At 69.1% G+C, this 19,343-nt stretch carries 15 protein-coding genes; 8 read left to right on the top strand and 7 right to left on the bottom strand.

What is annotated here, in order from left to right; translation table 11 throughout:
• Positions 1-485 precede the first annotated feature (485 nt).
• Complete coding sequence (locus HPO96_RS20735; RefSeq protein WP_202886180.1) at positions 486-3,614, top strand: phosphodiester glycosidase family protein; 3,129 nt, start codon at positions 486-488, stop codon at positions 3,612-3,614.
• Positions 3,615-4,156: 542 nt separating this feature from the next.
• Here the strand turns inward: HPO96_RS20735 and HPO96_RS20730 are convergent.
• Positions 4,157-6,709, bottom strand: a complete 2,553-nt coding sequence (locus HPO96_RS20730; protein WP_337796734.1) for a bifunctional FO biosynthesis protein CofGH — start codon at positions 6,707-6,709, stop codon at positions 4,157-4,159.
• Positions 6,710-6,800: 91 nt separating this feature from the next.
• On the opposite strand from HPO96_RS20730, the gene HPO96_RS20725 reads away from it, so the two are divergent.
• Both HPO96_RS20725 and HPO96_RS20720 read left to right on the top strand, forming a co-directional pair.
• Positions 6,801-7,355 (top strand): TetR/AcrR family transcriptional regulator, encoded by a 555-nt coding sequence (locus tag HPO96_RS20725; protein ID WP_171675136.1) that lies wholly within the window; start codon positions 6,801-6,803, stop codon positions 7,353-7,355.
• A 70-nt stretch (positions 7,356-7,425) separates the two neighbouring features.
• Positions 7,426-9,282 (top strand): FtsX-like permease family protein, encoded by a 1,857-nt coding sequence (locus tag HPO96_RS20720; protein ID WP_171675178.1) that lies wholly within the window; start codon positions 7,426-7,428, stop codon positions 9,280-9,282.
• Here the strand turns inward: HPO96_RS20720 and HPO96_RS20715 are convergent.
• The 4 genes from HPO96_RS20715 to HPO96_RS20700 all read right to left on the bottom strand — a co-directional run bounded on the left by HPO96_RS20715 (position 9,247) and on the right by HPO96_RS20700 (position 13,959).
• A complete protein-coding gene (locus HPO96_RS20715) occupies positions 9,247-9,762 on the bottom strand; it encodes a DUF2867 domain-containing protein (protein WP_171675135.1) in 516 nt (171 codons plus the stop codon). The genes HPO96_RS20720 and HPO96_RS20715 overlap by 36 nt on opposite strands.
• A 57-nt stretch (positions 9,763-9,819) precedes the next feature.
• Positions 9,820-12,249 carry a GH116 family glycosyl-hydrolase gene (locus HPO96_RS20710; protein ID WP_171675134.1) on the bottom strand — a complete coding sequence of 810 codons (2,430 nt, stop codon included), beginning with the start codon at positions 12,247-12,249 and terminating at the stop codon, positions 9,820-9,822.
• 67 nt (positions 12,250-12,316) lie between these two features.
• Positions 12,317-13,534, bottom strand: a complete 1,218-nt coding sequence (locus HPO96_RS20705) for an MFS transporter (RefSeq protein WP_337796733.1) — start codon at positions 13,532-13,534, stop codon at positions 12,317-12,319.
• Positions 13,531-13,959, bottom strand: a complete 429-nt coding sequence (locus HPO96_RS20700) for a MarR family transcriptional regulator (RefSeq protein ID WP_171675133.1) — start codon at positions 13,957-13,959, stop codon at positions 13,531-13,533. The genes HPO96_RS20705 and HPO96_RS20700 overlap by 4 nt, the downstream gene beginning before the upstream one ends.
• 182 nt (positions 13,960-14,141) lie before the next feature.
• Here HPO96_RS20700 and HPO96_RS38420 point away from each other — a divergent pair, with 182 nt between their 5' ends.
• The 4 genes from HPO96_RS38420 to HPO96_RS39905 all read left to right on the top strand — a co-directional run bounded on the left by HPO96_RS38420 (position 14,142) and on the right by HPO96_RS39905 (position 16,342).
• Positions 14,142-14,270 (top strand): keywimysin-related RiPP, encoded by a 129-nt coding sequence (locus HPO96_RS38420; protein ID WP_238355314.1) that lies wholly within the window; start codon positions 14,142-14,144, stop codon positions 14,268-14,270.
• Between the two features lie 26 nt (positions 14,271-14,296).
• Positions 14,297-15,667 carry an asparagine synthase-related protein gene (locus tag HPO96_RS20695; RefSeq protein WP_171675132.1) on the top strand — a complete coding sequence of 457 codons (1,371 nt, stop codon included), beginning with the start codon at positions 14,297-14,299 and terminating at the stop codon, positions 15,665-15,667.
• Positions 15,664-15,915: a lasso peptide biosynthesis PqqD family chaperone gene (locus HPO96_RS20690; protein ID WP_171675131.1), complete on the top strand. Its 252-nt coding sequence runs from the start codon at positions 15,664-15,666 to the stop codon at positions 15,913-15,915. The genes HPO96_RS20695 and HPO96_RS20690 overlap by 4 nt, the downstream gene beginning before the upstream one ends.
• A gap of 124 nt (positions 15,916-16,039) precedes the next feature.
• The gene (locus HPO96_RS39905; protein WP_202886179.1) at positions 16,040-16,342 is read left to right on the top strand and encodes a lasso peptide biosynthesis B2 protein; all 303 of its coding nucleotides are present in this window, start codon (positions 16,040-16,042) and stop codon (positions 16,340-16,342) included.
• On the opposite strand, the gene HPO96_RS20680 is transcribed toward HPO96_RS39905, so the two are convergent.
• A complete protein-coding gene (locus tag HPO96_RS20680) occupies positions 16,316-16,519 on the bottom strand; it encodes a hypothetical protein (RefSeq protein WP_171675130.1) in 204 nt (67 codons plus the stop codon). The genes HPO96_RS39905 and HPO96_RS20680 overlap by 27 nt on opposite strands.
• Before the next feature lie 49 nt (positions 16,520-16,568).
• Entirely contained in the window at positions 16,569-18,185 is a 1,617-nt protein-coding gene (locus HPO96_RS20675; protein ID WP_337796732.1) for a GMC oxidoreductase, read from the bottom strand.
• A 78-nt stretch (positions 18,186-18,263) separates the two neighbouring features.
• Here HPO96_RS20675 and HPO96_RS20670 point away from each other — a divergent pair, with 78 nt between their 5' ends.
• On the top strand, positions 18,264-19,265 hold the full coding sequence (locus HPO96_RS20670) for an aldo/keto reductase (protein ID WP_171675129.1): 1,002 nt from the start codon (positions 18,264-18,266) through the stop codon (positions 19,263-19,265).
• Positions 19,266-19,343 lie beyond the last annotated feature (78 nt).

Genomic DNA, 19,343 nt, shown 5'->3' with positions numbered 1-19,343 from the left:
GCGCCGTATGCGGTGCCGGTCGCCAGTGAGGTGGCGACCGACACCGGGCGCGGCCGGCGTTTCTTGTGCGGGCGCGGGTGTGACTGGGGACCTGCGACCGCGCTCTGCTGTTCGGGCCGACTGCCCTGTCGGGGCAACAGCAGGACGCCGGCTGCGCTATATGCGGTGCCGGTCGCCAGTGAGGTGGCGACCGACACCGGGCGCGGCCGGCGTTTCTTGTGCGGGCGCGGGTGTGACTGGGGACCTGCGACCGCGCGTGCGGGCGCGGGTGTGCTGATGGAACTGGGGTCAGTGCAGCCGGGGCTGCTGTTTGGTGTTCGTTCACCGTGGAAACTCTGGTGTGAATATGTCACCGGAGGGTTGACTTGGGGTGTCAACTGTTGACCGGTGGAGGTCTTGTGCGCGCCTTGGCTGTGGTGGGGATTGTGCTGGCGGCGGGGTTGGTGGGGCCGGGGGTTTCGGCTGGGGCTGCGCCGGTGGGAGGTGTGGCGGACGACGTACGGGTGGAGACGTACGAGCGGAGCCGGCCGGTGGCGCCTGGGGTGGTGGCGGGGGCGGTGGAGACGTTCGATGCGCGGGGGTGGCAGCAGGGGAACACGTTGACGGTCGATCTGACGAAGGGGGCTCGGATCGACTATCTGTCGGCGGGGAAGGTCAGTGCGACCAAGGGCATCGACCAGCAGGCTAACGAGGCCGGCGCGGTTGCGGCGGTGAACGCGGACTTCTTTGACATCAACAACTCCGGGGCGCCACTCGGGCCGGCGGTGGCCGAGGGGCAGCTGGTGAAGTCACAGTCGGAGGATCCGTATCGCGCGGTCGCGTTCGACCAGCGGGGCGCCGGGCGGATTCTCGAGGTGCTGTTCGACGGGACAGCGGGGCAGTTCGCACTCGACCGGCTGAACAGCCCCATCATCGGCAAGGACGAGATCGGCGCGTTCACCACGTTGTGGGGCAGCTACTCGCGCGCGTCCGCCGTCTCCGGCGCGACCAAATCTCTCGAAGTCGTCATCACCGGCGAAACCGTCACCGCGATCAACCCGGCCCCCGGCACGGGTGACATCCCAGCCGGTACGACGATTCTGGTCGGCCGCGAAGCAGGTGCCGACGACCTCAGCACCCTCAAGGTCGGCGACCGCGTCCCGGTCGCGTTCAAACCGCGTGCCTCCGACGGCCGTCCGATCCGCACCGCGGTCGGCGTCCACGCCCTCCTCGTCGACCAGGGCAAACCGCAGCCTGTCGACGACACCGTGTACGCCGGGCGCACCGGCCTCCGCTTCTCCGCCGACGGCAAGAAGCTGATCGTCGTCTCGATCGACAGCAACCGCGTGACGCACAGCCGGGGCGCGACGCTGGCCGAGATGGGTAAGCTCCTCGCCGCGCGGGGTGCGTACGTCGGCGTCGAGCTGGACGGCGGTGGCTCAACGACTCTGGTCTCGCGGCGACCGGGTGCGGCGAAAGTCCAGGTCGACAACGTCCCCGGCGACGGCGCCGTTCGCCCAGTCCCGAACGGCCTGGCTGTGATGGCCCCCAAGGGCAGCGGTCGCGTGCACGGTTTGTGGGTCGAGACCGCCGCTGACGGTCGGACGGCTCCCGGCGACGCGCCGGTCCCCGGCGGACGACCGGACCGCGTGTTCGCCGGCACCACGAGGACTCTGACCGCTTCGGCGTACGACGAGAGCTTCGGTCCGGTCCAGCGCCAGCCGCGAGTGACCTGGCTCGGCTCGCACGGGACCGTCCGCGACGGCGTCTTCCACGCGCGGACGCCGGGTAAGGCGACCGTCCGGGCGTTCACAGCCGGCGGCCAGGGCAGCACGGAGCTCGAGGTACTCGGCCCGCTGACCCGAATCGCGCCGACCAGTGCGTCCTTGAACCTGACCGGCGCCGGCACCTTCGGTCTGGTCGGATTCGATGCCCTCGGCAACTCGGCGCCGGTGGAGCCGCGCGATGTCCAGCTGTCGTACGACGCTGAGCTGCTGACCATCACCCCGACGTCCGACGGGCGGTTCGGGGTGACGCCGAAGCGGGAGTCGGGTGCGGCCGTGGTGACCGCGCGGATCGGTGCGGCGCAGGCGGCGATCGCGGTGTCGGTCGGCGTCGAGAAGCGGATCATCGAGACCTTCGACGAGGCGGAGAAATGGACGGCGGGCTCGGCGCGGGCGACCGTGTCGGTGAGTAAGACGCCGGACGGGCAGGACGGGCCGGGGCTCAAGCTGAGCTACGACTTCGGGCAGTCGACGCTGACCCGGAACGCGATCGCGATCTCGCCCGCGCCGCTGGGCGACGCGGAGCAGGCGCGGGCGTTCGGCGTCTCGATCTTCGGGCAGGGCAAGGGGGAGTGGACGGCGTTCGGGCTGGTCGACGCGACCGGGAAGCTGACGGCGGTGTACGGGCCGAACGTGACGTGGAGCGGATGGCAGACGGTCGAACTCCCTGTCCCGGAAGGGCTTCCGCAGCCGGTTCGGTTGCGGCGGGTGTACGCGCTGGAGACGAAGGCGGCCGCGCAGTACCAGGGTGAGCTCGTGATCGACAACGCGTATGTGAAGGCCGCGCCGGCGGTCAGCGCGCCGGCGCCGGCCAAGGTGCGGGATCCGCTGATCCAGACGGCGCGGGCGGTCGACGGGCGGGACTGGCGGTTCGCGGTGCTGTCGGACGCGCAGTTCGTCGCGCGGGATCCGGAGTCCCCGCTGGTGCAGGCCGCGCGGCGGACGTTGCGCGAGATCAAGGCCGCGCAGCCGGACTTCTTCGTGATCGCGGGGGACTTCGTCGACGAGGCGACCGAGGCGGATTTCCAGCTCGCGAAGCGGGTGCTGGACGAGGAGATCGGGACGTCGGTGCCGTACTACTACGTGCCCGGGAACCATGAGGTGATGGGCGCCGCGATCACGAACTTCCAGAAGTACTTCGGCGCCGCGCACCGGACGTTCGACCATCGCGGGACCCGCTTCGTCACGCTCAACTCGTCGTCCGGTTCGCTGCGCGGCGGCGGGTTCGATCAGATCGCCATGTTGCGCGGCGCGCTCGACTCCGCGGCGCGCGATCGGGCGATCAACTCGGTCGTCGTGATCGAGCACCACCCGCCGCGCGACCCGACCCCGGCCAAGAACAGCCAGCTGGCCGACCGGCACGAAGCCGCGCTGCTGGAGAAGTGGCTCGCCGAATTCCGGCACTCCACCGGGAAGGGCGCCGCCTTCATCGGCGGTCACGTGGGGACCTTCAGTGCCGCTCACGTTGACGGCGTGCCCTATCTGATCAACGGCAACTCCGGCAAGGCTCCCGCCACCCCACCCGAGGACGGCGGCTTCACCGGGTGGACCCTCCTCGGTGTCGACCGTCGCGGCCCCGACTGGCTGTCGGCGCAGATCCGGCCGCACGTCGACGAGCTCACCCTGGAAGTCCCCACGACCCTCCGTCGAGGCGAATCCACCCAACCGAAAGCCACCCTGCTCCAAGCCGGCCGAGCCGTCCCGGTCGCCTACCCCGTCAGCGCCGACTGGACCACCAGCAACAACCTCAAGTACCGCGACGGTACCCTCACCGCCCTCCGCCGCGGCCCGGCAACCCTCACCGTCGAGGTCAACGGGATCCGCCGAACAGCAACCCTCACCATCAACTGACCACCACAAGCCTGCGGGAGGTCGCAGACACCGGCCGCGCGCCCTCGGTTGCTCATCGCGGCCGGGCTGTTCGCTGGTGGTCGGGTTGTGCTGCGGCCGGAAAGAGTAGGTGGTGGGCTGAGGCCGTTCCTGGTGGTTGGGCTGGGGGTGGCCTGAGGTAGTTCCTGGTGGTTGGGCAGGCGCTGCCCTCGGTTGGTTGTCGCGGCCGGGCCGTTCGCTGGTGGTCGGGTTGCGCTGCGGCCGGAAAGAGCAGGTGGTGGGCTGAGGCCGTTCCCGGTGGTTGGGCTGGGGGTGGCGGGGCTGCGCCGTGTTCCTGTTCGCTGGGGGCCGGAGGGCCTCCACTCACCACCTGTTCGCTGGGGGCCGGAGGGCCTCCACTCACCACCTGTTCGCTGGGGGCCGGAGGGCCTCCACTCACCACCTGATCGTCGGGGCGGACCGCCCCCACTCACCAACTACGCGGAAGTACCCGGGGTGCACGCTCAGGAGGGCGCGGCCGGGGGCGGGGTTTGGGGGTTGGTGAGTGGTGGAGGTTGGCGAGGTTAGGCGAGTTCTAGGAGGGGGGTGGGGCGGTGGGGGACTTGGCCGTAGGTGGTGGTGCGTTGGCGGGCTGGGCGGTTGGCGGCGGTGGCCATGGCGGTGAGTTCTTCGATGGATTTGCGGGAGCCGTGTTTGGAGCCGGCCATTCGGCTGATGGTCTCTTCCATGAGGGTGCCGCCGATGTCGTTGACGCCGCCGTTCAGGACGGCGACGCAGCCGTCGGTGCCGAGTTTCACCCAGGAGCACTGGATGTTGTCGATGCGGCCGTGCAGCATGATCCGCGCCATGGCGTGGACGGCGCGGTTCTCGTCGTACGTCGGGCCGGGGCGGGCGACGCCGGCCAGGTAGATCGGCGAGTTCTGGTGGATGAAGGGGAGCAGGACGAACTCGGTGAAACCGCCGGTCCGGTCCTGGACGGCGGCGATCGTGCGCAGGTGCTGGACCCAGTGGTGCGGGGCGTCGACGTGGCCGTACATCATCGTCGAGCTGGACGGCAGGCCGACCTTGTGCGCGGTGCTGATCACCTCGATCCAGCTGGCCGTCGGCAGCTTCCCCTTGGTCAGGATCCAGCGGACGTCGTCGTCCAGGATCTCGGCCGCGGTCCCCGGGATGCTGTCCAGCCCGGCCTCCTTGACCGAGATCAGGAACTCCTCGATCGACAGCCCAGTGCGTACCGAGCCGTTCACGATTTCCATCGGCGAGTACGCGTGCACGTGCATCTCCGGCACCCGATCCTTGATCGCGCGGACCAGATCGGCGTACGCCGTCCCCGGCAGATCGGGGTGGATACCGCCCTGCATGCAGACCTCGGTCGCCCCGATCACCCAGGCCTCCTCGGCCCGCTGGGCGACCTCGTCCATCGACAGCGAGTAGGCGTCGGCGTCCGTCCGGCGCTGGGCGAACGCGCAGAACCGGCAGCCGGTGTAGCAGACGTTGGTGAAGTTGATGTTCCGGTTCACCACGTACGTGACGTCGTCCCCGACCACCTCCTTCCGCAGGTCGTCCGCGATCCGGGCCAGCTCGTCGAGCGCCGGTCCGGTGGTTGTGATGAGCGTGAGCGCCTGAGCATCTGACAAGCCGGCGGGGTCGTCCTCTGCGGCAGCCAGCGCCGCCTTCACATCCGCATCCAGACGGACCGGCGCAGAGCTCCCGGTGATCGGCAGCGACGTGCCTGCGGCCCGCCGGGCGGCGACGTCCTCGCGGACGACGTCCCAGTCGCCGTACGCCGCGTCGAAGTCCGATCGGGTCTCGGTACGACGTCCCTCGGTGTCGATCGCGGTGTGCAGATCGGTGCGGCCGACGGAGTCCCAGCCGCCGTCCGGCTCCTGCCAAGGCAGGCCGACCGGCTTGGCGTCCTCGTTCGCGAGCCCAGTGGCCGGGTCGACCAGGGCCTCGACATGCGAGATCAGCCGCGGGTCGAGCCAGGGCTCACGCAGGTACTCGGGGTGCGCGGTCAGCCGCTCCCGCAGAGTGAAGCCCGCGTCGGCGGTGACCTTCGCGAGGTCGTCGATCATCGGCCACGGGCGTTCGGGGTTCACATGGTCGGGGGTGAGCGGCGAGACGCCGCCGAAGTCGTCGACGCCGGCGTCCAGCAGCGCACGGCACTCGGCGAGATCCACCAGGTTCGGCGGGGCCTGGACGCGGACGCGCGGGCCCAGCACGATCCGGGTGGCGGCGATCGCGGCCAGCCACTCGTCCAGCGGGACGTCGGCGTCGTTGCGCATCGCCGTGTCGGGTTTCACCCGGAAGCCCTGGATGATCACTTCCTGGATGCCGTTGTACTGCCGTGCGATCTTGCGCAGCGCGAAGATCGAGTCGGCGCGCTCGGTGAGGTTCTCGCCGATGCCGATCAGCAGGCCGGTGGTGAACGGGACGTTCGACCGCCCGGCGTCCTCCAGTACCCGCAGCCGGATCGCCGGGTCCTTGTCCGGGGAGCCGAAGTGCGGCTGACCCTTCTCCTCGAACAACCGCCGCGACGTCGTCTCGAGCATCATGCCCATACTCGGCGCGACCGGCTTCAGCCGCTGCAGGTCCTGCCACGACATCACGCCCGGGTTCAGGTGTGGCAGCAGGCCGGTCTCCTCGAGGACGCGGATCGACATCGCCCGCACGTAGTCGAGCGTGCTGTCGTAGCCGGCCTCCTCAAGCCAGACCCGGGCCGCGTCCCAGCGCTTCTCGGGTGCGTCGCCGAGCGTGAACAGCGCCTCCTTGCACCCGAGCGCCGCACCCTGCCGCGCGACCTCCAGCACCTCGTCCGGCGACATGTACGGCGCGTGCACCCGGCCCGGCGTGGTCGCGAACGTGCAGTAGTGACAACGGTCCTGACAAAGCCGCGTCAGCGGGATGAAGACCTTCTTCGAGTACGTGATGATGCCCGGACGGCCGGCGTCGGCCAGGCCCTGGTCGCGGACCCGGGACGCCGTCGCCATCAGCGCGGTCAACGCGTCGCCGGAGGCGGTCAGCAGCACCTCCACCTCGGCCGGGTCGAGGGTCTTACCGTCGTCGGCCCGCTTCAGCGCGCGGCGCATCGCCGTACTCAGCTCGTTGGTTGTCACGTCACCAAAGCCTAGGCCGCCCGGCGGGCCCGATCCCGCGGTTTCGGAGACCAAAAACAATCCGTACGAATGTCCTGATAGTTTGCGATCCATGCAGGTCAGGTCGGGCGTCGACGGTCGCCGGAAGCGCGGCGAGCAGCGCCGGAGCGCGATTCTGGACGCCGTTGTCGAGGTGATTGGATGCGACGGAGTCGCAGGTGTGAGTCACCGATCGGTCGCCGCACAGGCCGATGTCTCGGTCGCGTCGATCACCTACCACTTCGCGACCCTGGATGAACTGCTGATCGCGACGCTGACCTGGGCCGCCGACGATCTGGCCGCCGAACTGCACGGCCGCGGCAGTGAGCTCGGCGCACGACCAGCTGACGAGCTGGCCCGGCTGATCGAGCACAGCCTGGTCCGGCGCCGCAGCCGCACGCTGGCTCTCTACGAGCTCTATCTGTACGCCGCTCGCCGTCCCGAGCTCCGGCCGGCAGCTGCGGCCTGGCTGGAGCCGCTGACCGAGATCGCCCGGGCATTCACTGCCGACCCCCGCAAGGCACAGCTACTCGTGGCCGCGCTGGACGGGCTGCTGATCCAGGGGCTGATCGGTGCGCGCGAAGTCGACCAGGCCGACATCGCTGCGCTCCTCGACGTCCTGCGGTAGCGCCTGAGCTACCCCGAGTGGAGTGCGGAGGCCAGGGTGGTCGGGCAGTCGGTCCGCTTGGCTGGTGTCCATGCTCAGGTTGTCGTTCGGGGCCATTCGGGACAGGTGGCAGTTGTTCGCCGGTGCGGTCGTTGCAGTGGCGCTGGGAGTCGGGCTGGTGCAGTCCGGCCTGCAGATGCTCGCTGCGAGCGACCCGCCGGTGCTGCCGCCTGGATTGTCGGCGTACGACCGTGCGCGCGTCCGCGAGGGGTACGTCGGTGCGGCGACGCTACTGGGCATGTCGGTCATGCTGGCGGTCTTTCTGACCGTCTTCATCGTCAGTACGACGTTCGGCTTCATCGTGGTCCAGCGTCGGCGCGAGTTGGGCTTGCTGCGGCTGGTAGGCGCGCAGCGCGGCTACCTGTGCCTGATGCTGGTCTGCGAGGCCGGACTGCTCGGCGTCCTCGGCACAGTGCTTGGGGTGCCGATCGGACTACTGGCGACCTGGGCGCAGTCCGCGTTGATGATGCGGCTGGGCATGCTGCCGTCCTGGTTCGAGGCGCCCTGGGACCAGGGCGCGATGTGGGCCGCCATGCTGATCGGCGTCGGTACGGCGCTCACCGGCGTACTCGCAGCGGCGTGGCGGGCGTCGCGGATCAACGCACTCGAAGCGCTCGCGGAATCGCGGGAGGCGCAGCGGGTGATGACGGTCTGGCGCTGGTTCTGGGGGCTGTCGGCTGCTGCGGGCACAGTGCTGATGGTGATCGCCGCCCAGGCTGCACGGGATCTCGTTGCCGGCCTGATGATCGGACTGTTCGTGCTGATCAGCGGATCGGTTGCACTGAGTCAGCTGAGCCCGATCGTGGTCCCGATCGCCGGTCGGCTGCCTGCCGTCGTACTGCGCGGGCATCTGGTCGCCGACCTGGCCCGCGCGAGCGTCCTGCACGCCGTACGCCGAAGCGCGGCGACTGCAGCGCCGCTGATCGTCCTGGTCGGTCTGGTCGTCGGACTCTGGGGCATCTTCGGCTCGCAGGCCAAGGCGGTCGGTGTCGAGCAGGAACGGCTCATCACCGCAGACCTGGTCGTCGACGGCCCAGTGGCGGTCGGCCCGACGATCACGGCCGCCTCCGTGCAGACCGCCGTACCGGTCGTGGTGACGCGCGGAAAGAAGACGGTGTATTCCGAAGCGGTCGGTATCGATCCGGTGGCGTATCAGCAGACGCACCGGCTGCGGCCGCGGAAAGGCTCACTGGACAAGCTGACCGGCCGCACGATCGCAATCGGGCCGGGGATGTCGGCCGAAGGGTACAAGCTGGGGTCGACCGTGACAGTGGCGATGGGGAAGAAGAAGGTCACCGCGACCGTGGTCGCGATCATGCCGGAGACGCTCGATGTCAGTGAGAACTTCTTCGTGCCGCGCTCGATGCTGCCGGCCGGTGGCCGGACCGAGACGCTGGTGAAGGTTGCTCCGGGCAATGACCCCGAGAAGATCTTGCCTGGTGCGCAGACGGTCGGCGACTGGGCCGCTGCGCGTGGGGAGGCGCAGATGCGTGGCAACACGGGTCTGTTCGCCGCGCTGATGGGTCTGGCCGGCATCTTCACGGCCGTCGCGGTCGTCAACGCCGTCATCATGTCGACCGCCGATCGGCGCCGCGAGTTCGCGCTGGCTCGGATGGCCGGTCTCACGCGGCTGCAAGTGATTGCGGTCGCCCTCGTCGAGGCGGCGACGGTTGTTGTCGTCGGCGTACTGCTCGGTGGTCTGGTCGCTGCGGCTGCGCTGGCCGGTATCGCAGCCGGGCCGTACGGCCTGGCCGCACTGGCCGTTCCGTGGCGGCTGCTCGGCCTCATCCTCGTACTGGCCTTGCTGGTGGTCGGAGCCGCCGCAGCAGCTACCGCCCACCAGGCGACGAAACTACGCCCGGTCGCCCTGCTCGCGGCCCGCGGCTGACTTCAGGCCCGCACGGCACATGCTGCGGACGACCAGGTGGTGGAACGGGCGGATGAGGTTGTAGTAGAAGCGACCGGCCGGGCGCAGGTACTGGACGAGGGTGACGACGGTGAATGACGCCTCTGGCCGGTCGTTGTCGGTCAGGATGGCGAGGTAGGCGACCAGGTGGTTGTCGGTCACCTTCAACAGCAGATAGTGGTTCTCCTCGCCGCGCTCGACGGTGAAGAAGGAGACCGGGTCGCCAGGGGTGAAGCTGACTGTTTCAGGTCGCAGGCGGGATGCGAGCGGGACTGTCGCGGTATCGAGGCGCAGTGCCTTGGCGACGGCGATCCGGATGCCGAACAGTCCTTTGATCCAGGCTGGGCTGTAACCGAGCGCACCGGCGGCGAACTCCCGCAACGTCGCCGGCCCGCGGAAGTTCTTGATGTCGACCTCGTGGGCGGTCGGCAATAGGTCGTCGAGCTCAGGAACGGCGGTCATCGCGGCACTCCTCGTCCGGTGGCGAGCGTTACCACGTACCATACTATTCGGTATGGTCTAGTTGAAGGGCAGGGTGGCGCCCGCGGTGAGAGTGCCGGCGGTGACGGTGATCGGCGGGGTATCGGGGAGGCTGAGCGAGGTCAGGTAGAGGCTGCCCTCGCGGACGTGCAGGCCGTCGGCGTCGAGAGTGCCGAAGGCGTTGCCGGTGGACCAGAAGTGCGTGCCGGGGGTGGTGAAGCGCAGTGCGCCGGTGCGGCCGTCGTAGTCGAAGCCGGTCAGCGCCACGACCGCACCCCAGCTGGCCATGGCCCGGGCGTAGTGGTGGCCGCACTCGGCTTCGTCGTACGGGTTACGGCGTTCGCCGTCGTACCGGGCCCTGATGTCGGCGATGACCTGGATGCCCTCGTCGACCAGGCCCTCCTGGATCAGGCCGACGGCGAAGAGGTGCTCGAAACCGGTCATCACCTCGCTGAAGTACGGGAAGGGGCGGTCCGGGCGGTTGCCACGCGGATAGCTGCACATCAGCACACCGGTCTCGTCGCCGAGCACGTAGCTGCGCATGTGGTTGAAGTGGTCGTGGAAACCGGTACGCCGGTTGTGACGCAGGATGCTCTGCAGTGTGGTGGTGACCTGGGTCGGGTCGAGCAGCGGGCCCAGGTTGGCGATGCGGGCGAGGTGTTGACCGGCCAGCTGGTCGACCAGGCAGCCGTCGCCCAGCTGCAGCTCGGGGTGGGTGGGGTCGGCGGCGCCCATCGACTCGCGCAGTCCGGGGGCTATGTCGGCTGCGGAGGCCGGCGGGCGGATCTCGTGCCGGTAGTACTCGCCGTTGAAGAGGTTCTGCTCGGTCCAGGCGCTGCCGTGCTCGAACAGGCGGCGGCACTCGTCGGCCAGCTCGTCTGCGCCGACGTGGCGGGCCATCTCTTCCGATGCGCGCAGCGCTGCCAGATACCAGGACTGCATCTGTGGGTTGGGGCCGTAGTACTCGACGTCCATCGTGTTGTGCTGGCAGCCCTCCATGACGCCGTCACGGTCGGCGTCCCAGCCGCCGGGGATCCAGCAGAACTCCAGGGCGCGGCGGGCGGCCGGCCAGAGCGTTCGGAGCAGTTCGTCGTCACCGCTGAGCCGCCAATCGCGGTACAGCTTCACCAGGCAGCCGAGCTGGCCGTCGGCGGCTGCGACTCGCCAGTCCTGGGCGCGGGTCTCCAGGGGGAGGCGGACGCGGAAGCTCATCAGCCCCTGGTCGTCGGTGGCGTGGCCGAACTCGACCTCTCTGAGGGAGCGGGCGATCTCGCCGAACAGGAACGGCGTCGCCTGCTCGTAGTTCCAGACGTGGGTGCAGCTGCCGAAGCAACTGCCTTCGCGGTCGGAACAGCCTTCCCAGCCGAAGAACCGCCCGTCCGGCGTCCGGAACACTGTCTGCGTGCGCAGCGTGCTCAGGTTGAACAGCGCGGCCTCTTTCACCGGCTCCGGCAGGTCGCTACTCAGGAAGTCCTCGACGAACTGGACCGTACGCCGTTCCAACCCCTCCAGCTGGGCCGCGAACCGGCAGACCGCCGCCCAGGCGTCATCCGCCAAGGTCGTGTAGTGGTTGCCGACCACCTCGGACTTGTTCCAAGCCCGTCGGTTCGGAAAATGCCACCCCAACAGGAACGTGAACCGCTCAGTCGCCCCCGCGGCCACAACCCGTCGATCAGCCACCGACGCAATCGGAGTCTCCGACTCGCTGAGCCGCTCCGCCAGCAATCCATCCGCGCTGAAGTCGTCCCAGAAGTCCAGCAAGCTGTCGCCCCAGCTCCGATCCGCCCACCCCGTCCGCCGAGTCACGTCCTGCCCGTCCAGTACGGCAAGCGCGATCGACCCGAACTGCTCGGCATCCGGCGCGACCCCGCGGCTGCGCATCAGCACCCCGCTCTCCCCGGCAAGCTCATTGTAGTTGCTGGCAGCAACATCTGTGGTGCCGTCGCGGCCGATGAAGTTCTCGAGGGAGCCGGCCAGGGAGACGGTGACGGGGGAGTCGGTGGGGTTGGTGACGGAGTAGCGGAGGACGGCGACCGGCCAGGAGCTGGCTTCGACGTCGGTCGGGACAAAGGGGGTGAAGGCTTCGACGCCGAGCTCGACGGGGACGTTGGGGTCGGCGAGGGCCAGGTGGGCCAGGGGGTAGGCGGTGCTGAAGGTGGCTTCCTGGAAGCGGGGGAGGCCGTGGGATTGCGCGGGGCTCCCGTGTGCGCCTTCGTAGTCGATGAGGTCGAGGGGGCCCTCAGCAGCGCGGGTGGTGACGGCGCCGTCGGAGGTCTCGGTGCGGATCGCGAAGAACGCCGTACCGGGGTGGAAGCCCTTGGCGGGGCGGTTGACGAGCTCCCAGTCGCGGAGGTTGCCGCGGCCACCGAAGCTGACGGTTCCGGTGCCGATGCCGCCGAGGGGGAGCGCGATCCGGCGCAGCCGGCGCCCGGTGTAGGAGCGGAGCAGGGGCCACGGCGAGGTCGTCATACTCGTCGACCCTAGACGCCGCGGCCCCGGCCGGGGAATGAAGTTTTGTGCTGCGAGTGTGGACCAATCACGCGTCGGCGACGGTCAGCGCCTCGGCCTCACCCTTCGAGTGGTTGACCGGAACCCGCAGGTGCGACAGCGGCTTCCACCCCGTGGCCAGTACGCCGACCGCGAGCACCACCGCGAACGCGCCGACGTAGAACGGCAGTTGCACGTTGATCTCCTCGCCGAGTTTCCCGGCCAGCCACGGCGCCACCGCGCCGCCGGAGAACCGCACGAACGAGTAGGCCGCGGACGCCGTCCCGCGCTCGACCGGAGCGGCGCCCATCACGGCCTCGGTGATCAGCGTGTTGTTCACTCCGAGGAACAACCCGGCGACGACGACGCCGACCGCGAGCACCGCCTTGTGGTGCGCGAAGATCCCCATCACCGCGAGGTCGGCGCCGAACAGCAGCAGCGCGGTCATCACGACCGGCAGCGTCCCGAACCGGCGCTGTAACCGCGGCGCGACGAACACCGAGGTGATCGCGAGCCCGATCCCCCAGCCGAAGAAGATCAGCCCGATCTGCCGCGCCGACATCGCCAGCGGGAACGGTGTGAACGCGAGCAGCGTGAAGAAGCCGAAGTTGTACAGCAGTGCGGTGACCGCGACGGTGGCCAGCGAGCGGTGCCGCAACGCCTTCAGCGGTTCGAGAATCGACGTCCGCCGTACTTCGGGCGGCGTCGCCGGGAGCAGGAACGCCGTCGCGGCCAGCGCGATCGTCATCAGCACGGCGACGCCGAAGAACGGCCCGCGCCAGGAGATCGTGCCGAGCTCGCCGCCGACCAGCGGCCCGGCCGCGATCCCGACGCCGAGCGCGGCCTCGTACAGAATGATCGCCTGGGCAACCGAACCGGACGCCGAGTTCACGATCGTGGCCAGCGCGGTCGCGATGAACAACGCGTTTCCCAGCCCCCAGCCGGCGCGGAACGCGACGATCATCCCGATCGAGTTCGACAGCCCGGCCAGCGCGCTGAACACGACGATGATCGCGAGACCGATCAGCAACGTGCGCTTCGCGCCGATCCGGCTGGAGACCGCGCCGGTGATCAGCATCGCGACGCCGATCACCGCCATGTAACTGGTGAACAGCAACGAGACCTGCGACGGGCTCGCGTGCAACTGCTCGGCGATCGGCTTCAGGATCGGATCCACCAGGCCGATCCCCATGAACGCGATCACACACGCGAACGCGACCGCCCAGACGGACTTGGGTTGTTTCAGCAATGACGACGTACCGCTCACCGTTGTGTTTCCTCCAAAGTGAGAATCCTGTGCATGACGGCGACCGCGTCCTCGAGGGTCGCGAGATCGCGCGCCGGCAGCTGCCGCAACCTGGCGGCAATCGCCGCACCCGCCTCCACGCGGGCGCGCTCCAACTCGGCCAGACCGGCCGAAGTGAGACTGATCAGACTGGCCCGCGAGTCGGCCGGATCGGCCTCCCGCCGGACCCACCCCTGCTCCTCCTGCCGCTGAACCAGCGTGGACATCGTCGGCTGCGAACACCGATCAGCCTTCGCCAACTCACTGATCCGCGTCGGCCCCAACTCGTCCAGCCGCCCCAGCAACCGCATCGCCGCATGCGGCAACGCACTCACATCCCGACTGGCCAGCCGCGTCAACCGCGCCGCCGCCACCACCACGTCCACACCCAGCCGGTTCAGCTCCACACTCCCGAATATACATAGGAATGCTATGCATCTCCATCGGGGGGCCTCGTGAATCACGTCACGGGGCTCGGTTCGGGCTGCCGGCAACCCCTTCGACAGGATCGAAAAGGTCTTCGCGGCACCCCGGTGTGCGGGTTAGAACGAGAACTCGTCAGTTCCGTCGAACGATGTGGAGGCCACATATGCGCGAGGAAGAGCCCAAGAAGGAGTACGAGCGTCCGACCCTCACCCATCAGGGTGAGTTCGGCCGGGTGACCGCCGGCGCGGTTGGCGGCCGGCGCGAGATTGGTGGCGCCTGGCTCGGCCTCTGAGGTTGTTTCATACTCGCCTGGACGGTGTGGGGATCGCGTCGGATCGCGGGGATGTGTTGGCCGAGCTGCTCGGGGCTGGACCGGATCCGGCCGGGCTCGCGGTCCAGTTGCTGTGGCCGAGTCCGCCGGCGCCGCTGATGTCGCGCTCCGCGTGGTCGGGAGTGACCGCGGTTGCACCTGGGCATTGGGTGGACCTGGCCTCGGGCCGGGCTGAGCGGTGGTGGACGCCGCCGGACTCCGAGCTCCCCTTGGCGCAGGCTGCAGTCGGGCTGCGTGCGGCGCTGGAGACCGCGGTCCGTGATCGCCAGCAGGGTAAGCGGAAAGTGGCCTGTGATCTCAGCGGGCTGGACTCGAGTTCATTGCTCGGAATCGCGGCGCGTGGCGGGCCGGTCGTCGGCTTGACCGTCGAGGGCGACGATCCGATGGACGGCGATGCCGTGGCTGCACAGTTTCTGGCGAACAGCGTCGGGGCCGATCACGACCTCCTGCCGGCGGATGAGGCGCCGCTGCCGTTCCAGGGGATGAAGCCGGGGCCGTTCGACGAGCCGACGTCGGTCTCGTTGTATCGAGGGCTGCTCGGATCTGCGAGTGCGCGGGCGCTTCGGCATCAGGCCGAGCTGCGTTTCGCCGGGTACGGTGCGGACGAGATGCTGCTGTGGCCACCGGTCTGGCTGACAGATATCGCCCGGCGGAGTCCGCTCCGAGCTGCTCGCCTCGCGAAACAGATCCAGGCGAAGTATCGGTTGTCGGCCGGCGCGATCGCCGGCGTGTTGACGGAGCGCACGCCGTACGCCGCCTGGTTCGCGACGAGCCTCGATCGTCCGCAGGCCGGCCGGCGGGAGGTGCTGGCGTGGGGGAATCCGCCGCAGTTGCCGGACTGGCTGACCGCCGACGCCAAGGCACTGGCGCGGGATGCATTCACGCAGGAGGTTGAGCCGTTGGCGGCGACCCGTGGAGTCCACGCGACACTTGAATCGGTCCACAGTGGAGCCGCGGCTGCTCGGCACGTGGCGCAACAGGGCGAAGCGGACGGCGTACCGGTGGCGGTGCCCTTTCTGGATGACCGGGTGCTGGAGGCCTGTCTCGCGGTGCGACCGGACGAGGTGCTCGATCCGCGCCGGTACAAGCCGTTGCTGGCGACGGCGATGGCGGGCGTGCTGCCGGAGCGGACCTTGCAGCGGACCGACAAGGCCGAGACCTCGATGGCGGTCGCAAAGGGCTGGAGCAAGCACCGCGCGGAGTTGCTCGCGCTACTCGACGACTCCGAGCTCGGGCGATTGGGGTTGGTGGATGTGGCCGCCGTCCGAAGGATCTGTCAGGGACCGCATCACGATGCGACCTGTGGTCCGGTGGAACGGGTGCTCGAGATCGAAGCGTGGTTGAAGGGAGTGCGATGAAGCTCGGACCGGCGGTGACGATGGTCGAGACGGACTATGGATGGGTGCTGCTGGATCAGTCGGCCGGTGGGTTCTTCAGCCTCAATCCGTCGGGTGTGTTGGCGGTGCGGGCGATGCTCGACGGCGGGGGCGCCGACGAGGCGGTCGCGGCGATCACTGACGAGTATGCAGTGGACGCCGCCACCGCGCGCGCTGATGTCGACGAGCTGGTTCGTGAGCTGGAGCTGGCGAAGCTGGTTGTTCGATGAGTGTTACGGGCGCCATCACGTATGACCCGAAGTCGGTTTCTTGGGGGTGGCGGGTGGCGGTTTGGTTTGTGGTGCCGGTGGCTCGGGGGTTGGCGAGGCGGTCGCCGGAGAGGTTGCGGGGGGTATGGAGCGGTTGGCGCGGGGGGCGCGGCCGGCTGAGGTGGGGGTGGTTGAGCGGGCGCGGGCGGCGGTGGTTGCGGTGAGTATGGAGTGTTCGGGGCCGCAGGGGTGTTTGCCGCGGTCGATTGCGGTTGCGTTGTTGTGCCGGGCGCGGGGGCAGTGGCCGACCTGGTGTGTGGGGGTGCGGAAGCATCCGCCGTTCGGGGCGCATGCGTGGGTGGAGGTTGGTGGGGTGGCGATCGGGGAGGGACATCCGGCGGGGTACTACGCGGTGGTGATATCAGTGGGTGAACCAGGCGGCGGGTAGGGGGCCGCGGTGCAGGATGTGGGGGATGTCGGCCCAGGGGTGGAGGTAGGTGGGGTGGGCGGCGTACTTGGTGAGCCCGCGGGCGTACAGGTCCGGGTGCTCGGTGCGTAGTTGGTTGAGGGGCAGGATGTGGGCGCCGCGGAGGTCTGCGATGGCGGCTCGGTAGAGAACGGGCATACGCGAAAGCCTCCGCACGCGTCGACGCGGCGGAGGCTTTCGGCTGATTCTACCGGCGGTTGAGGTCCTTGGCGAGGATGTGGGTGATGTTGCGTTCGGCGAGGGCGGTGATGGTGACGAAGGGGTTGACGCCGAGGGTGCCGGGGATGAGGGCGCTGTCGGTGATGTAGAGGTTGGGGTGGTTGCGGACCCGGCCGTAGTTGTCGGTGGCTTTGCCGAGGAGGGCGCCGCCGAGGGGGTGGTAGCAGAAGTCGGCGGCGAAGGGGCGGTTGCCGGTGAAGAGGTCGCGGCGGTACGTCGTCCCGATCGCCTTGTTGATCTTGTCGAAGAGGAACTGGGCCGAGCGGATCGACGGGGTGCTCTGGCCGGCCGACCAGTGCAGGTCGGCGCGGTCGGTGTGGTGGTTGTAGGTGAAGTGGCCGCGTTCGGGGTTGACGGTGATCGCGAGGTAGAGGCTGGCCCAGGTCTCGAGACCGACCGGGAGCGGGGCGATCTCGGCGAAGGCGGGGTGCTTCGGGTGTCGCCAGTTGTCGATGGCAAGGGTCGGGATGGTCGACTGCAGAGTGCCGGTTGGATCCCAGAGGTGGTTGGCGCGCGCCGTCATCACGTTGCCGTTGGTGCCCCAGCCGCGACCGATCGCGGCCGGGAGGTCGGGCAGGGTTCCGGTTTCCCTTGCCCGCAGCAACAGTTCGGTGGTGCCGACGCTGCCGGCGCCGAGGAACAGGTGCCGGCAGGCGAGCTCGCTGCGGCGGATGACCTTGCCCCAGGCATCGATCTGTTCGAGTCCGACCAAATAGCCCTTACCGTGCTGGCGAATCGTCGTGACCCGAGTGAGTGTCCGAATGGTGACGTTGCCGGTGCCGAGGGCGTCGGCCAGGTAGGTCTTGTCCAGGGACAGCTTGCCGTGGTTGTTGCCGTAGATGACCTCGCCGGCCAGCGCCGAGCGCGGCGCCTGCTTCTTCTCCTCGCGCCGCAGGTAGTTGAAGTCGTAGACGTTCGGTACGACGCTCGTCCGGAAGCCGGCCCGGTGGGCGTGCCGCCGGGAGACCCGCGCGTACTTGTAGACCGGCGTCTGCTCCAGGTAGCGCGGGTCGATCGTGTTCACGCCGAGCATCCGGCGCGCGAGCGGGAAGTACCGCCGATACATCGCGTCGGCGTCCACCTGCGGCAGCACCTTCTCGAAGTACGCGCGGTCGGGGGTCGGCGCCATCCCGCCGTTCACCAGCGAGCCGCCGCCGACGCCGCGGCCGACGTACACGCCCATGTTCGGGAAGTCGATCCGGTCCAGGACGCCGGCGTACGGGCGGCCGAGGTCGCGGTTGACCACGTCGAGCCAGAGAAAGGTGTCGAGGGGCGCCTCGGTCCGGCGGTGGAACCACATCGAGCGCCGGTCCGGATTCAGGGTCGAGCAGAAGACCTTGCCGTCCTTACCTGCGGTGTTCCAGAGCTGGCCCATCTCGATCATGGTGGTCTTGATCCCGGCGGCGCCCAGGCGCAGGGCGGTGACGGCAGCGCCGTACCCGGTGCCGACGACGAGAGCGGGAACGTACGGCGCGGCCTCGGCCGGCCCGATGCGGGTGAGGCCGGTCGCGGCGGCCGCGGTGAGGGCGGTCAGGCCGGCGAAGCGGCGACGAGTCATTGTGGACGGAGTGGTCTCGAAAGTCACCTGACGCACCGTAGTTGACCAATTACCGAAGCGCAGCGGGTCCGGCATGTCGCCCCACGCGCAGTTAGCGTGCCCGCCATGGACAAGCGCTTTCTCGGCCGGACCGGCCTGCAGGTCAGTGAACTCTGCCTCGGCACGATGACCTTCGGACCCGGCACCGACGAACCGACGGCCCACCACATCCTCGACACCTTCGTCGCCGCGGGCGGCACCTTCATCGACACCGCTGACACGTACTCCGGCGGCCTCTCCGAGGAGATCATCGGCAGTTGGCTGCAGCACCAGAATCGCGACGACCTGGTGATCGCGACCAAGGTGTACGGCGAGGCCGGGCCCGGTCTGCCGGTCCGCGGCGCGGGCCGCAAACACATCCTGGCCGGGGTCGACGCCAGCCTCCGTCGCTTGCGGACCGACTTCATCGACCTCTATCAGATCCACGTCTGGGACGACGCGACGCCGCTGGAGGAGACGCTCGCGACGCTGGATGCGCTGGTGACCAGCGGCAAGGTCCGCTTCATCGGCGCCAGCAACCTCGCCGGTTGGCAGCTCCAGAAGGCGATCGACCTCTCGAATCACCGTGGTTGGGAGCCGTACGTCAGCCTGCAGCCGCTCTACAACCTCCTCGACCGGGACGCCGAACTCGACCTCGTCCCAGTCGCGCTGAACGAGGGTGTCGGCGTCATCGCGTGGAGCCCGCTGGCCGGCGGCTGGTTGTCGGGGAAGTACAGCAAGGACGCCGGCGGCCCGCCCGCGGGCGGTCGGAGCAGTCAGGCCGACTGGGATGCGCACGACAACGACCGGACCTGGCGAGTGCTCGACGTACTGCGGACCGTCGCGGCGGAGATCGGGAAGACGCCGGCTCAGGTCGCGCTGCGCTGGGTGCTGCAGCGGCCCGGGCTGACTGCGCCGATCGTCGGCGCCCGGACGCCGGAGCAACTCGCCGACAATCTCGGCGCTGTCGGATGGGAGCTCGATGCCGAGCAGATGCGTCGGCTGACCGAGGCCGGGGACGGGCCGTTGCCCTATCCGCACAACATCCTCGCGATGCCGCAGTTCGTCCGCCGTCCGCGCGGAAGGTAACCGCTTTCTGCCTCTTCGTGCAGCCCTGCAAAATTGCAGGGATATTTATTTGCAGTGAGTGCAAGTTTGTGGCTACGC

It is taken from the genome of Kribbella sandramycini (assembly GCF_013131805.1).
GTDB lineage: Bacteria > Actinomycetota > Actinomycetes > Propionibacteriales > Kribbellaceae > Kribbella > Kribbella sandramycini.
The sequence above is the reverse complement of the archived record's forward strand: the minus strand, read 5'-3'. Positions and strand labels throughout refer to the sequence as shown.